Source organism: Rufibacter sediminis (genome assembly GCF_014269285.1).
In the GTDB taxonomy this organism is placed as follows: domain Bacteria; phylum Bacteroidota; class Bacteroidia; order Cytophagales; family Hymenobacteraceae; genus Nibribacter; species Nibribacter sediminis.
This window is the reverse complement of sequence record NZ_JACOAF010000031.1, coordinates 82393-97516: the sequence shown is the minus strand read 5'-3', so window position 1 is coordinate 97516 and position 15124 is coordinate 82393. Positions and strand designations below refer to the sequence as shown.

Sequence of the window (15124 nt, the reverse complement as noted above, 5' to 3'; positions counted from 1 at the left end):
TCTTGGTCTACTGGCAGAAACTGGCGCGAGACTGAAGTCTCGTGACATAGGATGTTGCGAGTCTCCAGACTCGCCGGGAACCACGATCAGAAAACCCTCATAAGGGAGTCTGGAGACTCCCTTCATCCATCGGCACGAGTCTGGAGACTCGCGCCAGCGGAAGGGCAGTTTTGTCTGTTGCCAGACTCAGGACTTCGAACTCAGAACTCTTTTCCGTTTAGCGGCTCTTTTTTCCAAATCTGGCCTAAAACGAACGTTCCTTCGGCGGGGGCCATCTTAAAATAAATGCCTATTTTTAAGGCTACAAACTTTCTAACAAACCGAATGAGACATACCATTAACCGCTGGATGATAGCGGCTAGCTGCCTGGTGTTGGCCGTGAGCGCCCATGCCCAGCAGAAACGAGACTTTGATTTAGACGACATTTTCCGGAAAGGCACGTTTCAGGCCAGATCGGTGTACGGCGTGAACTGGATGCGCAACGGCCAGTTCTACTCCAGCCAGGTGGCCGATGACAAGAACAAGGCCGTGGACATTGTGCAGGTAGATGTGACCACCGGTCAGCCGGTGAGCACCATCATTGAGGGCGAGGCCATCAAGGTAAACGGCAAGACGCTGGAGTACGATGATTACAGCTTCAGCGCAGATGAGACCAAAATCCTGTTCGAGACGGAGCACGAGCCCATCTACCGCCGCAGCAGCAAGGGCCATTTCTACGTGTATGACCGCGCCAGCAAGAAGTTGCAGAAGTTGAGCCAGGGTGGCAAGCAGAGCTACGCCACCTTTTCGCCGGATAATAAGTACGTAGCCTTCGTGCGCGACAACAACCTGTTCTACGTGGACCTGGCTTCCATGCAGGAGCGCCAGATTACGAATGACGGCAAGTGGAACTTCATCATCAACGGCGGCACCGACTGGGTGTACGAAGAGGAATTCGGCTTCGCGCAGGCGTTTTTCTGGTCGCCGCAAGGGAACCAGATTGCGTTCTACAAGTTTGATGAGAGCCAGGTACCCGAGTACAACATGCAGATGTGGGGCCCGCTGTATCCGCAGGACTACAAGTTCAAGTACCCGAAGGCCGGCGAGAAAAACGCCACCGTGGCCATCTACACCTTCGACCTGGGCTCTGGCAAAACCACCAAGATGGAAACTGGCACCGAGGCCGACCAGTACATCCCGCGCATCAACTGGACGAACACGCCTAACTTATTGTCCATCCGGAGAATGAACCGTTTGCAGAACACCCTGGAGATTCTGCACGCCAACACCCAGACCGGCCAAAGCAAAGTGGTGCTGAAGGAGACCGACAAAGCGTACATTGACATCACCGATGATTTGACGTATTTGGCCAACGGCAAGCAGTTTGTGCACAGCTCAGAGAAAGACGGGTTTAACCACCTGTACCTCTATGACATGAACGGCAAACTGGTGCGTCAAATCACAAAGGGCAAGTGGGAAGTGAGCAGCTTCTACGGCGTAGACGAGAAAAACGGCACCATTTATTTCACGTCTACGGAGGCTTCACCTATGGAGCGTCACCTGTACAGCATGGGCCTGAACGGCAAGAACAAGAAAAGCCTCACGCCCGCCAAAGGCACGCACACCATCAACCTGAGTCGCGACTTCAAATACTACCTGGACTACTACTCCACCATCACCACGCCTACGGTGGTGAGCCTGCACACCTCAGACGGTAAGCAGATCAAGGTCTTGGAGAGCAACGAGAACCTGAAGAGCACGCTGGCTACCTACAACATGCCTAAACCGGAGTTCTTCCAGTTCAAAACCTCTGAGAACGTGACCCTGAACGGCTACACCATCAAACCCACTGACTTCGACCCGAACAAAAAGTACCCGGTACTCATGTTCCAGTACAGCGGTCCGGGCAGCCAGGAAGTGGTAGATAGCTGGAGAGGCCGCAATTACCTGTGGCACAGCTACCTCACCAAGCAAGGCTACATCATTGCCGTGATTGATAACCGAGGGACTGGCGGACGTGGTGCCGAGTTCAAGAAAATGACCTACGGCAACCTGGGCCACTATGAAGTGATTGACCAGATTGAAGGCGCGAAGCACCTGGGCAACCTGCCGTACGTAGACAAAGGCCGCATTGGCATCTGGGGTTGGAGCTTCGGGGGCTACATGAGCTCGCTGGCCATCACCAAAGGCGCCGATGTGTTCAAAGCCGCCATCGCGGTAGCTCCGGTGATTAACTGGCGTTTCTATGACTCCATCTACACCGAGCGCTTCCTGAAATTGCCGCAGGACAACGCCAAAGGCTACGACGACAACTCCCCCATCACCCACGCGAACAAACTGCGCGGCAAGTACCTGCTCATCCACGGCACCGGCGATGACAACGTGCATTTCCAGAACGCGGTGGAGATGGTCAACGCCTTGGTGAAAGCCAACATCCCGTTCGAGAGCGCCTACTACCCTAACCGGAACCACGGCATCAGCGGCGGCAACACCAGCATCCACCTGTTCACCAAAATGACTGAGTTCATCCAGCGGAACCTGTAGTCTGAACTTACCTAAGAATAGAAAACGCCAGCCTTTTTGAAGGGCTGGCGTTTTTGTTTTGGGGCAGTTTTCAGAAAAAGAGCCGCTAAATGGAAAAGCTTCTGCAAATGACTACCCCCGAATAGCGATAGCCTAAGTTATAGGCCCCAATAAATACTGACTGCACTTTCTTCAGCAAGATACTTCTTCTACCTTTTCTATTCGCATTCCGTCCCCCTTTGAAGGGGGTAGGGGGATGACAAGGCAATCTAAAGAACAAATAGCTTTCACTACGAAGCTTGGGAACCACGGTGAATTCCCCTACATCCATGAGAACAGCAAGAGCAGTCATCCCCCTACCCCCTTCAAAGGGGGACGGAATGCGTGGAATCAATGGGTTCATTATAACCCGAATTTCCACTTTAAGCCTGTTTCCAGAAAAAGAGCCGCTAAATGCACCTTACTTCCGCGAGTCTGGAGACTCGCTTCATCCCATGTCACGAGACTGAAGTCTCGCGCCAGGTAAAGTCACTTTGTCGTGCTACTTGATACTTAAAACTATCCTTGGAAACTGGCGCGTTGCAGGCGGTCGTTGATGGCGCGACCTAAGCCTTGCTCCGGCATCGGCTCTGCCAAGATAAGATCGATGGGCTGTTCATCCAGGGAACGGAGGGCGGAGAACAGGGCGCGGGCGGCTTCGCCGAGGTCACCGCTGGCGGAAAGCTGGATTTGCCGAGAAATAGGAACCTGCGGAAAGTTCTTTTGCAGGGAGATGGTACCTACTCTTTCAGTATCTACCAGTTTCAGGTTCTCTTCAATGGAGCCCAACAACACTTTCTTGCGCGGCGAGTAATGGCTGCTGAGCATACCCGGTGCCGCGGGATTGGACGATGACGTTTTGATGCGGGCTTTGGAAATCTGTACCACATCCTCCAGTTCCTCCAGAGCCAGACCGCCTAACCGAAGCACCTCCACCTCGTCTCCGTTCAGGGCCAGAATGGTGGACTCGATGCCCACGGCGCAGGCACCTCCGTCTAGAATATACGGAATGCGGCTGCCTAACTGGTCCTGTACGTGCTGGGCGGTGGTAGGGCTCACGTACCCGAACGGATTGGCGCTGGGCGCGGCCACCGGAAACGGCAACTGGCGCAGCAAGTCCAGCGTGAGCGGGTGGCGCGGAATGCGCACGCCCACGGAGTCATGGCCCGAGGTCACCAGCAGCGGCACGTGTTCGGCCTTGGGCAAAATGAGCGTGAGCGGACCGGGCCAGAAACGCTCGGCCAGCAGATACGCTACATCGGGCACTTCGCGGGCAATGGTTTTCACCTCAGACACGGCATGGGTGTGCACAATGAGCGGGTCGAACGCGGGGCGGTTCTTCGCCTCAAAAATTTTGACTACGGCGACCTCATCGTAGGCATTGGCGGCTAAGCCGTACACGGTTTCGGTGGGGATGGCGACCAGTTCGCCCTGGGTGAGATATGCGGCGGCGCGTTGTACCTCTTTGCCTATGTCTGCCATGTCTGTCAAATGATGCTGCAAAGCTACTACGATATAGGCTCATTTTCAGCCACCCGCCGGTTAAGTTTCTGTTTAGTGGCCGTTTTTCCCAAAACAAGGCTAAATGTATTCTTACTTTACAGATCTACCAGGAAATTGAGATACACTGCCACAGTACATGCTCCACATAATATTACTGCCAAGAAATTCTGGATTCGATTTTTTATAGTGCTGTTCCTTCCTTTTTGAGACAGTGTTGTGAAGGCGTAAATGAGCAAACTTACTGTGCAAAGCACAAACGCGGACGTGGATAAAAGCATGACCCAAGCTTTCCCTTCTTGATCATGGGTACCACCAGCATACACTCTTACTAGAATATCATTCAGAAGGACAATGCTGTAACCGTAAAGCACCGCTCCAAAGAAATTTATTCTATAAAGTTGATAATTAACAACTGCTACAATGATGAAAGGAATCACTGCGGTAGCAAACATAGAGAAAGGAGGTTTATAGTGACCATTAATATTACTGATCACTAATAAACCAAGACCTGTGAGTACTGCTGTTACTGCTTTTTGCATTACTCTTTTCCCAGCCTCTATATTTCTATCCTTTACTACACCGTCTCTTTCTGATACAACTTGGCCAGCGTGGCCACGGCGTAGTCAATCTCCTCTATGGTATTGTACTTGCTGAACGAGAACCGAACATTGCCGCGCTCCATATCGGCACCGATGCCGCGGAGCACGTGCGAGCCTAGGTCCACGCCGCTGGTGCAAGCGCTGCCGCCCGAGGCGGAAATTTTGTTGATGTCCAGGTTGAAGAGCAGCATCTCGTTCATCTCAGAGGCCGGCAGGCTCACGTTGAGGACGGTGTACAGACTCTTGTCGCCTTCGGCCGAGAGGCCGTTGAACTGCACGTCTTCAATCTGCTCGCGCAACTTAGAGATCATGCGGTCTTTGAGGCTCTGGATGTGGCGGTGATGCTCGTCCATGTCGCGGTAGGCAATCTCCAAGGCTTTGGCCAACCCAATGATGCCGTACACGTTCTCAGTGCCGCCGCGCATGTTGCGCTCCTGCGAGCCTCCCTGAATCAAAGGATGGATTTTCACCGAGGAATCTACGTAAATAAAGCCTACGCCTTTAGGACCGTGGAATTTGTGCGCCGAACCCACCAAGAAATTCAGCCCCAGCGCCTGCACATCGTGGCGGTAGTGGCCCATGGTCTGCACCGTGTCTGAGTGGAAGATGGCGTCATATTTTTTGCAGAGCTCGGCAATGGCCTGGATGTCATTGAGATTGCCAATCTCGTTGTTGGCGTGCATCACAGACACAAACGTACGCGGCTTGGAGACCAGCGTCTCTTCCAGGTGCTGCAGGTCCAGTGTTCCGTCAGGGGAAACGCGTAGCATGGTGAGTTCAATCTCGCCGTTCTTCTCCAGCACTTCCAAAGAATGCAGCACCGCGTGGTGCTCCAGCGGCGAAGAGATGGCGTGCTTCAGACCCAAACTGCGGATGGTGCAGATGATGGCCAGGTTATCGGCCTCGGTGCCGCCCGAGGTGAAGAAGACTTCTGAGGGCGAGGCGTTGATTAAGCCCGCCACTGTTTTCCGGGCGCCTTCCAGGGCCGCCCGCACCTGCCTACCGTGTGCGTGTATAGAGGAGGGGTTTCCGTAATGCTCCAGCATGAAGGGAGCCATTACCTCAAAAACTTCTTTGTCTAGCGGGGTGGTAGCCGCATTGTCTAAATATACACGCATGGGAATTTTACTTTTTACAGCAACAACAGGTGAAACAGATCTGGTTCATCTTCTTCAGGCTTTACGAAGGTAGAAGCTAGGTTTATAGAATTTGACTGGCCCGAAAGCTGGGCCGAAAGTATTGCGTCCTTTCCGTTTCGGGGCCGATTTTCTAAAAACAGCCCCGAAACGGAAAATGACTATTCAGATTTCTCTGAGATAATTTCTTTGATGTCTCCGATGATCTTGTTGGCCAGGTGGTCAGCGGTGGAAAGGCTGTCCGACTCGGCGTAGATCCGGATGATGGGCTCGGTGTTGGACTTGCGCAGGTGCACCCACTCTTTGTTGAACTCGATCTTGACGCCATCAATGGTGTTGATGGGCTGCTTGGCATACTGTTTCTGCACTTTAGCTAGCACCGCGTCTACGTCAATGTCTTTGGTGAGCTCGATCTTGTTCTTGGAGATGTAATAATTAGGGTACTTGGCGCGCAGGCGGGAAATGCTCAACCCGGTTTTGGCTAAATGCGTCAAGAACAGCGCAATTCCCACTAAGGCATCACGGCCGTAATGCAGTTCTGGATAAATGATGCCTCCGTTGCCTTCGCCGCCAATGATGGCGTTCTGGGCCTTCATCATGTTCACCACGTTTACCTCGCCCACGGCGGCGGCAAAATACTGTCCGCCGGCTTTCTCGGTCACGTCGCGCAGGGCGCGGGTAGAGGAAAGGTTGGAGACGGTGTTTCCGGGCTGGTTTTGCAAAACGTAGTCAGAAACAGCTACCAGCGTATATTCCTCGCCGAACATGCTGCCGTCTTCGTTGATAAAGGCAAGACGGTCCACGTCTGGATCAACTACGATACCCAAATCGAATTTACCTTTCTCCAGCACGCGGGCGATCTCGCCCAGGTTCTCGGGAAGGGGCTCGGGGTTATGGGCGAAATGACCGGTTGGGTCACAGTTCAGTTTCTCTATGTGCTCCACGCCCAGTGCTTCCAGCAGCATAGGCACGGCAAACCCACCACTGGAGTTCACGGCGTCTACCACTACCTTGAAGTTCTTGGCTTTGATGGCCTCCACGTCTACCAATGGCAGATCCAGGATGGCCTTGATGTGCTTCTTCAGGAATTTATCAGACTGGGTGTATTTGCCCAGTTTGGTCACCTCCGCGAACTGGAAAGCCTCCTGCTCGGCGATGTCCAGCACCAGTTTGCCTTCGGCGTCATTGATGAACTCGCCGTGCTGGTTCAACAGCTTGAGGGCGTTCCACTGCTTGGGGTTGTGGCTGGCCGTGAGGATGATTCCGCCGCCGGCTTTCTTGGCCGGCACCGCCATCTCTACCGTGGGCGTGGTGGAAAGACCCAGATCGATGACGTTGATGCCCAGCCCTTGCAGGGTAGCCACCACCAATCGGTTCACCATCTCGCCAGACAGACGGGCATCACGCCCGATGACGATAGTGTCGTTCTTAGTTGTCTGTAAAACCCAGGTTCCGAATGCCGCTGCAAATTTCACTACATCCACAGGCGTGAGGGCTTCCCCTACTTCTCCCCCAATTGTACCTCTTATTCCTGAAATTGATTTTATAAGTGCCACTGATTCCTAATTTTGAACACGCAAAAGTAGTAAAATAGAAGTGATTCAACACAATGAAGAATACAAAGGTGTTGGGTTGGTGCGCCAGGCAGCTCTTACGCTCCGCTTAAATCCAGCAGGTGCTCCTTTATTACTATAGAGTGCTCGACCTCAAAGAATTCCAGACACAAGATTCAAACTAGGGCTACCATTGGCTCACAGGGCAAAATAAGCTTGGGAGAAAGCACCCCGCGTTTACAGGGTAGTTTTGCAAAACGGGCCTTAAAACCCGAGGGAAACGGTTCTATAAAAGCGGAGCTGACATATTTCTTCTATAAAATCCAATAATTCTTCCGGATCAAAGAACCTAACGCGTTTTTAGGCGTTGGTGCAAAGCAAAGAGCTATTCTGCGCTTACGGCAAGGGGTGGGAAAGGCATTCACAAAAAAATAAATCTTTAAATAAATCTTTTTTTGTGCCCCTCTTATGGAATCAGGAAGACGCATGCATCATGGTAGTAAATAAATCGTTCTGTGCCAGGGCAAGGTCTTCGCCGGAACGTAATCTGTTTACTGGCCATTTTCAGATAAGTGGCTCTAAAACAGATTGGCCAATGCACCTGCACTTGTGTAGTTTATGGTTTATTGTGTTACTGTTTTATTAAGAATGTCAGCAAAGCTCATGAATTGTTAACAATACATTTATCTTTGTTAAATGGAAACCCCCGTAGTACCCGCTTACACCCGCCAAGCCCAGTTGGCAGCCTTCAACCGCCTGCTGGATATCCTAGATGAATTGCGAGAGAAATGCCCCTGGGACCGGAAACAAACCATGGAAAGCCTGCGGCACCTCACCATTGAGGAAACGTATGAACTTTCTGAGGCCATTCTCACCCAGGACCTGCCGGAAATCAAAAAGGAGTTAGGCGATGTAATGCTGCATCTGGTTTTCTATGCGAAGATTGCTTCTGAACAAGGGGAATTTGACCTGGCCGAGGTGCTCAACGCCCAATGTGACAAGCTGGTTTTCCGGCATCCGCACATTTACGGAGACACCAAAGCAGAGACAGAGGAAGAGGTGAAAAGAAACTGGGAGAGCCTGAAGCTGCGGGAGGGCAATAAATCGGTTTTGGCCGGCGTTCCTTCTTCGCTTCCTTCCATGGTGAAGGCCATGCGTATCCAGGAGAAGGCCCGCGGCGTTGGATTTGATTGGGATGAGCCCGCCAAAGTGTGGGAAAAGGTAGAGGAAGAAATGGCTGAGTTCAAGGCTGAATTTGACAAGCCCCACCTCAGCGAAGCCGACAAAGCCAAAGCCACCGACGAACTGGGGGATGTGTTCTTCTCCCTGATCAACTTCGCCCGCTTTCTGGACCTTAACCCTGAAGAGGCTCTGGCCAAGACTAACCTAAAGTTCATCCAGCGGTTCCAGTACCTTGAGAAAGCAGCTGCCACCCAGGGGAAAAAGCTCAGCGAAATGACTTTGGCCGAAATGGACGTCTATTGGAACGAAGCAAAAACAAAAAGCCAGCCGGGAGAGTAATAGTAAAATTCTTAAGTATACCCCAAAATGATTGTACTTTTGTAATAAAATATCCGGGATAATTTGATATTTTGCGTTTAAATCCCTAGGCTTGTATTTAGGTTGCTCCTAGCCAGATGTAACTCTCTTGCTTCATTAGCAGTTGAAAGGGAATTATTAACGATCAAAGAGCATTTAACTTTTTAACAACCAATTCATTATCAACAACTAACACAGTAACACAAACAACTAAACCTAAATTTTTAGAAAAAATGGAAAAAAAGAGTGTACCTGCAACTGCAAAACCAGTACAAAATGAAGGCAAGGCAGGCTCAATGTTCGCAAGCATCGTAATTCCGGTAGCCATTATCGCTGCGGTTTGTATTTATCTGTTTATCCTTGGTAACGGAGCTAACTTTGAAGGTGGAGACAACGCCAATCACCCACTGCCAGGCAACATGCTGGGCCAGGTGTACAAAGGTGGTTTCATCGTGCCAATCCTGATCGCGATCAACATTCTGGTAATCACTTTCTCAATTGAGCGTTTCCTGACCATCAACAAAGCCAAAGGTGGTAAAGGTCTGGAGTCTTTCGTGAGAAGCGTGCGTCAGAAAATGAACAATAATGACATCAACGGCGCTATCGCTATCTGCGACCAACAAAAAGGTTCAGTAGGTAACGTAGTGAAAGCTGGCTTGCTGAAGTACCAAGAAATGCACAACGAGCACGGCATGACCAAAGATCAGCGTATCCTGGCTATCCAGAAAGAAATTGAAGAAGCTACTGCTCTTGAATTGCCAATCCTGGAGAAAAACCTGGTGATCATCTCTACTATCGCCTCTATCTCTACTCTGGTAGGTCTGATTGGAACGGTATTGGGTATGATTAAAGCGTTCGCGGCTCTTGCAACTGCAAGTGGTGCTCCAGATGCTACTCAGCTGGCAAACGGTATCTCTGAGGCCTTGATCAACACAGCCCTTGGTATCACAGGTTCTGCTATCGCTATCATTGCTTACAACTTCTTCACCAGCAAAATTGATGAGTTGACGTACAGCATTGATGAGGCTTCTTACAGCATCATCCAGACGTATGCCGCTCAGCACACTGAAAACAACAGAATCTAATTTGAACTTCTAGCCTAGAAGGAAAAAATGCCTAAAGTAAAAGTACACAGAACCTCTCCATCCCTGGACATGACGCCCATGGTGGACCTGGCATTCCTTCTGGTAACGTTCTTCATGCTTATTTCGAAGTTCGCGCCAGAGGAAGTGCTGGTAGTGGATACGCCGTCTGCAACAACAGAAATTAAAGCCCCAGATGCCAACGTTATCACCATTAGCATTGGTAACGATGAGCGGGTTTTCTTTGGAGTAGATGACAAAAACACTAAACTGAGACTGATAGATAAAATAAGTGAGAAATATGGAGTAGGCTTCACCCAGCCAGAAAAAGAAGTATTCGCTTCTCTGGCTTCTTTTGGAGTTCCTATTTCACAGCTTAAATCGTATCTGGCTCTGAAACCCGAAGATCAGAAAAAGGTAAACCAACCCGGTATTCCAATTGATTCTACCAGAAATGAGTTAGGTGACTGGGTGCAGTTAGCCCGTTATTCTAATCCCCAGTCTATCGTAGCCATCAAAGGAGACCAAACTGCAGGCTACCCAACCGCTGGTCGTGTGATTGAGATCTTACAGGAGAAAAACGTAAACCGTTTCAATCTTGTGACGGATATGGAAGTTAAACCTGTTATTAAATAACGAAAGGGAAACGACATGGCAGAAATACAACAGTCCGGCGGCGACGAAGGCGGTAAAAAACGGGCCAAGAAAGGCTCTACCAAGGTGGACATGACCCCCATGGTAGACTTAGGCTTCCTGTTGCTTACATTCTTCGTTATGACCACCACGCTGGCCAAGCCGCAGATCATGGAGATCAACATGCCGGTGAAGCCTAAGACCGAAGAAGAGCGGAATGAACTGAAGGCATCTAATGCATTCACCATTCTTCTAGGTGGCGACAACCGCATCTTCTACTACCGCGGCCTTCACCAGCCTAACGTGGGAGTAATTCCAACGGTAGAGGAAAGCAACTGGTCAGCAAAAGGCATCAGACAAACGGTACTTGAATCTACCAGAGCTAATAAAAACTTGGTTATTCTGATCAAGGCTGATGAAACCTCATCTTACAAGAATCTTGTAGATATTTTAGATGAGATGGCGATCACCAGTACTCAGAAATACGCCATTGTGGAGTTAGACAACGCTGACGCAACGTTACTTAGAAACGCAGAAAAAGGAGGAGGAGCGCAATAATGGATAATCAACGTTTAGCAACCGCCTCTTTGGACGACATGGTCTTTGAAGGCCGTAACAAAGAGTATGGGGCGTACATGCTTCGTAAACTTTATACGAAGCACGTTAACCGGGCCATTGTCATTGCAATTGTTCTCTTCGTACTCTTTTTGAGTATTCCTTTGATTCAGTCAATGTTCAAAGACGACGAAGAAGTTTCAGTGGCACCGGTAGTAAAAGTAGTGGACTTGGCTGCACCGCCTTCCGTTGAGAAGATAGTGCCCCCACCACCACCACCACCAGATGCACCACCACCCCCACCACCCGTACGTTCTACCGTTAAATTTACCCCTCCGGTAGTAAAGAAAGACGAAGAAGTACGGAAAGAGGAGATTCCGGATGTGAAAGAGCTTCAGAAGACCGATGCCGGTACATCAACCGTGAAAGGCGACCCAACTGCACCACCAACACTGGAAGGTATTGAGAATGGTACAGGCCCAACTGGTCCGGTACAAGAGGTTTTCGAAGACAAGGTATACATTGCAGTAGAGAAAATGCCTGAGTTCCCAGGCGGAATGGCAGCCATGATGAAATACATGGGTGAGAAATTCCGGATTCCGTCAGCCGCTCAGCGTGCTGGTGCCGAAGGAAACGTGGTATTGTCTTTCGTAGTGGGCCCAACCGGGGAAATCACGAACATTGAAGTACTAAAAGGCCTGGGTTATGGTCTGGATGAGGAAGCGGTACGTGTAATCAAGGGTATGCCGAAATGGAGCCCAGGAGAGCAGAACGGCCGTAAAGTATCTGTAAAATATACAGTTCCTTACCGCATCGTGATCAAATAACCAGAAGTCAATTTGCTTCTTTCCCATAAAAACTCCGGAGACAGACATTCAGTTATGAGTGGTTTGTCTTCGGAGTTCTTTTTTACCAGAGACGGCTCTTGATTGACGTATTATCCTCAGAAGACAAACGGTAGCAGCACCATGAATTACTCTAGAAGACCACCGCGCAACGAGCAGCAAAGCACCTACAGCAATGTCATGAAGTATGTGTCATTACTAATGGTTCTTTTATACTTTGGCTTTGGTTTGTACGTTCTATTCTCTAGTCCAAAGCAAGTACCGTTTCCAAGGGAATATAAATTTATATTCGGTGGACTGCTCCTTTTCTATGGTTTGATTAGATTTGTGCGAGCGTACCAACAGTATTTTAAAAAAACCAGACGAAATGAAGAAGATTAACCTCTTACCTTTTCTGTTCTCAGCGAGCGTAGCCTTTGCTACAGTCTCCTGCGGTCAGTCTGGCACTAAGAATATAGACACGGCCACCACTGGCACAATCAAAATCAGTGTGGATGAGTCATACGCCCCTATCATAGACGCCCAGATACAGACTTTCCAGGGTATCTACAAGTATGCGAATGTGCAGGCTGTGTATAAGCCGGAAGTTCAGGTGGTACATGACCTCCTGAATGACACCATTCGGTTCGCCATCATGGCCCGGCAACTGAACGATCGCGAAAAAGCGGAATTTGAGAAGTTTAAGATCACCCCAAGGGTTAATAAGATTGCCGTAGACGGTATAGCCCTTATCTTAAACAAAGAGAATACAGACACCACGCTGACGCTCCAGCAGGTGAGAGATATCTTTACCGGTAAAACCACTTCCTGGGGTCAACTGGATCCAAGTGCCAAAGAGGGCAAGATCACCATTGTCTTTGATAACAGTAACTCCAGCACGGCCCGGTTCATCATAGATTCCATTAACCTGAAGAAACCGTTGCCGCCCAACACCTATGCTTCTACCTCCAACTCTAATCTGGTGGATTACGTAGCACAAAATAGGAACGCAATAGGAGTAATTGGGGTTAACTGGATAAGTGACCGCCATGATAGTACCGCCATCAGCTTCCTCAATAGAGTAAACGTGGTTGGTATCAGCCGGAAAGAGAATCCAACATCAGAAGATGATTTTATACAGCCGTATCAAGGCTACTTGGCACAAGGAACTTATCCGCTACGGAGAGAGGTTTTTATAGTGAGTAAGGAAGCACGGGCAGGACTTGGCACAGGTTTTGCATCCTTCATTACCGGAGATAAGGGCCAACGGATCATATTAAAATCAGGATTAGTGCCCGCCTCTATGCCGGTACGGATAGTAGGATTTAGAGAGTAACATAAACCAGAGTTTCACTAATACTAACAACAGACCAAATGATTAAGAACTGGAAGACGTATGGAGTTTTAGCGGCCGCTTTCTTTACCGCCGCTGGAGCCTCAGCACATAACAATGGGCTGCGTTCTGGTAAGATTGAACAACACGTCTCAACGCCATCCTCCCAGGCGCAACAGGCATTCGCTTCTTATGCGGTACAGGATAACTCCGCCGCTGGCTTGGTAAAACAAGGGAAAGATGCTCTTGCCCAAAATAAAACCGCAGAAGCACAGCAATTCTTTGATAAAGCATTGTCCATGACTAAAAACAAGGACAACAATGTTAAGATCATGATTGGTGAAGCCTATGTAACTTCAGGAGTAAAGGATCTTACACCAGCCATCAAGGTTTTAGAAGAAGCCACTAGCAAAGACACCAAAAACGCCAATGCCTTTGTTCTGTTAGGTGATGCGTACCTGCACAACAAAACCGTTGACGGTGGTAAAGCCATGGCCAACTATGACAAAGCTCTTGCCGCTGACAGCAAATTTGCGAAAGCGCACTTGCGTAAAGGTCAGCTGTACGTGCAGTCTCGTAACTTCACGCAAGCCAAAGAAGCCTTAGATGCAGCTGTAGCAGCAGATCCAAACTTCGCCCCTACTTATCTTGAGTTAGCAGAACTTTATTACCGCGCAGAGCAGTATCCTAAGAGTTCTGAGTACATCAAGAAATATGTGTCAATGGCTGAAAACACGCCAGAAACACGGGCAAAGTACGCTTCTATCCTTTACCTGACGAAGGATTACGCGAACGCCATGACAGAAATCCAGTCTGTTCTGAAGAGCGATCCTAACAACATTGCCATGAACCGCTTGTTGGCATACAACTACTATGACACCAAGCAGTATGACAAAGCGTTGGAAGCCATTACGGCGTACTTCAACAAGTACGATGAGTCTAAGCGTATTCCTTCTGACTACGAGTACTATGCTAATATTCTGGTAGAGAACAAGAAGCCCCAGGAGGCGGTAGCAGTAATTGAGCAGGCAAAAAAGGTTGACCCTAAGAATCCTCTGTATGATGATCTTTTGGCCAAACAATACTTAAACCTGAAGAACTACCCTAAAGCAATTGAAGCCTACAAAGCTAAATTTGCGGTGACTCCTCCCAACAACACAGATCTCTTCTACTATGGCTATGCCCATGAGTTGAATGACGATTTCAAAACGGCAGACAGTGTGTACACGATCATCACCACCAATAACCCTACCTATGCGTACGGTCACTTCTGGAGAGCGCGTGTCAACTACAGCTTAGACCCTGAGACCAAAGCTGGTTTAGCGAAGCCTCACTACGAGGAGTTCATTAAACTTACCTCAGGTGATAAGGAGAAGTATAAGAAAGATCTGATCACGGCCAACAACTACTTAGGCTACTACTATTATCTGAAAAAAGATAAAGCGAACGCCACCAAACACTGGCAAGAGGTAAAAACGTTGGATCCTACCAACGCTGATGCCGCCAATGGTCTGAATGGATTGAAGGCAATGAAATAGTCTGATCAACGAGCATGAAAAAAGGCGCTTCTTAAAAGGAGCGCCTTTTTTCATGCTCGTTGATTAAAGTTTGGAAGGTTTTTAAAGCCTAAATGCACTCCATCATTAGCCGTTTTGAGTCTCTTTTCTAAAAAGAGACCTAAAACCAGAATCAGGCATAAACTGGAATAATTTCATTCGAGTTATAGAGATCTGTGAGTTAATTCTACTGGAAGATTAACAGCCCTTTTCTGAAGCTATCCAGAGCCCCTGCGCGTCTCACTTTCAACCAAATTTATCTAGTCTCTC

13 protein-coding genes are annotated in these 15124 nt (G+C 49.2%); 8 read left to right on the top strand and 5 right to left on the bottom strand.

Going from position 1 to position 15124, the window contains the following annotated elements; translation table 11 throughout:
- Positions 1-324 precede the first annotated feature (324 nt).
- Complete coding sequence (locus H7U12_RS14155) at positions 325-2523, top strand: S9 family peptidase (protein ID WP_186639081.1); 2199 nt, start codon at positions 325-327, stop codon at positions 2521-2523.
- A 537-nt stretch (positions 2524-3060) separates the two neighbouring features.
- Here H7U12_RS14155 and H7U12_RS14150 read toward each other — a convergent pair.
- From H7U12_RS14150 to glmM, 4 genes are all read right to left on the bottom strand, one after another.
- Entirely contained in the window at positions 3061-4023 is a 963-nt protein-coding gene (locus tag H7U12_RS14150; RefSeq protein WP_186639079.1) for an L-threonylcarbamoyladenylate synthase, read from the bottom strand.
- A 116-nt stretch (positions 4024-4139) separates the two neighbouring features.
- The gene (locus tag H7U12_RS14145) at positions 4140-4583 is read right to left on the bottom strand and encodes a hypothetical protein (RefSeq protein WP_186639076.1); all 444 of its coding nucleotides are present in this window, start codon (positions 4581-4583) and stop codon (positions 4140-4142) included.
- A 35-nt stretch (positions 4584-4618) separates the two neighbouring features.
- Positions 4619-5761 (bottom strand): cysteine desulfurase family protein, encoded by a 1143-nt coding sequence (locus H7U12_RS14140; RefSeq protein WP_186639073.1) that lies wholly within the window; start codon positions 5759-5761, stop codon positions 4619-4621.
- Between the two features lie 179 nt (positions 5762-5940).
- The gene (gene glmM, locus H7U12_RS14135; RefSeq protein WP_186639071.1) at positions 5941-7335 is read right to left on the bottom strand and encodes a phosphoglucosamine mutase; all 1395 of its coding nucleotides are present in this window, start codon (positions 7333-7335) and stop codon (positions 5941-5943) included.
- Positions 7336-8028: 693 nt separating this feature from the next.
- Here glmM and mazG point away from each other — a divergent pair.
- A complete protein-coding gene (mazG, locus tag H7U12_RS14130) occupies positions 8029-8853 on the top strand; it encodes a nucleoside triphosphate pyrophosphohydrolase (protein ID WP_186639068.1) in 825 nt (274 codons plus the stop codon).
- A gap of 163 nt (positions 8854-9016) precedes the next feature.
- Here the strand turns inward: mazG and H7U12_RS22675 are convergent, their stop codons facing one another.
- On the bottom strand, positions 9017-9199 hold the full coding sequence (locus tag H7U12_RS22675; RefSeq protein ID WP_241749387.1) for a hypothetical protein: 183 nt from the start codon (positions 9197-9199) through the stop codon (positions 9017-9019).
- Between H7U12_RS22675 and H7U12_RS14125 the strand changes: the two genes are divergently transcribed.
- The 6 genes from H7U12_RS14125 to H7U12_RS14100 all read left to right on the top strand — a co-directional run bounded on the left by H7U12_RS14125 (position 9168) and on the right by H7U12_RS14100 (position 14836).
- A complete protein-coding gene (locus tag H7U12_RS14125; RefSeq protein WP_241749379.1) occupies positions 9168-9956 on the top strand; it encodes a MotA/TolQ/ExbB proton channel family protein in 789 nt (262 codons plus the stop codon). The two genes, H7U12_RS22675 and H7U12_RS14125, sit on opposite strands and share 32 nt — an antisense overlap.
- 27 nt (positions 9957-9983) lie before the next feature.
- Complete coding sequence (locus H7U12_RS14120) at positions 9984-10589, top strand: ExbD/TolR family protein (RefSeq protein ID WP_186639062.1); 606 nt, start codon at positions 9984-9986, stop codon at positions 10587-10589.
- A 15-nt stretch (positions 10590-10604) separates the two neighbouring features.
- On the top strand, positions 10605-11144 hold the full coding sequence (locus H7U12_RS14115) for an ExbD/TolR family protein (RefSeq protein ID WP_186639060.1): 540 nt from the start codon (positions 10605-10607) through the stop codon (positions 11142-11144).
- Positions 11144-11968 (top strand): energy transducer TonB, encoded by an 825-nt coding sequence (locus H7U12_RS14110; protein ID WP_186639058.1) that lies wholly within the window; start codon positions 11144-11146, stop codon positions 11966-11968. Before H7U12_RS14115 ends, H7U12_RS14110 begins: the two co-directional genes overlap by 1 nt.
- Positions 11969-12353: 385 nt before the next feature.
- On the top strand, positions 12354-13301 hold the full coding sequence (locus tag H7U12_RS14105; RefSeq protein WP_186639055.1) for a PstS family phosphate ABC transporter substrate-binding protein: 948 nt from the start codon (positions 12354-12356) through the stop codon (positions 13299-13301).
- A gap of 296 nt (positions 13302-13597) precedes the next feature.
- Positions 13598-14836 (top strand): tetratricopeptide repeat protein, encoded by a 1239-nt coding sequence (locus H7U12_RS14100; RefSeq protein WP_241749378.1) that lies wholly within the window; start codon positions 13598-13600, stop codon positions 14834-14836.
- Positions 14837-15124: the final 288 nt, after the last annotated feature.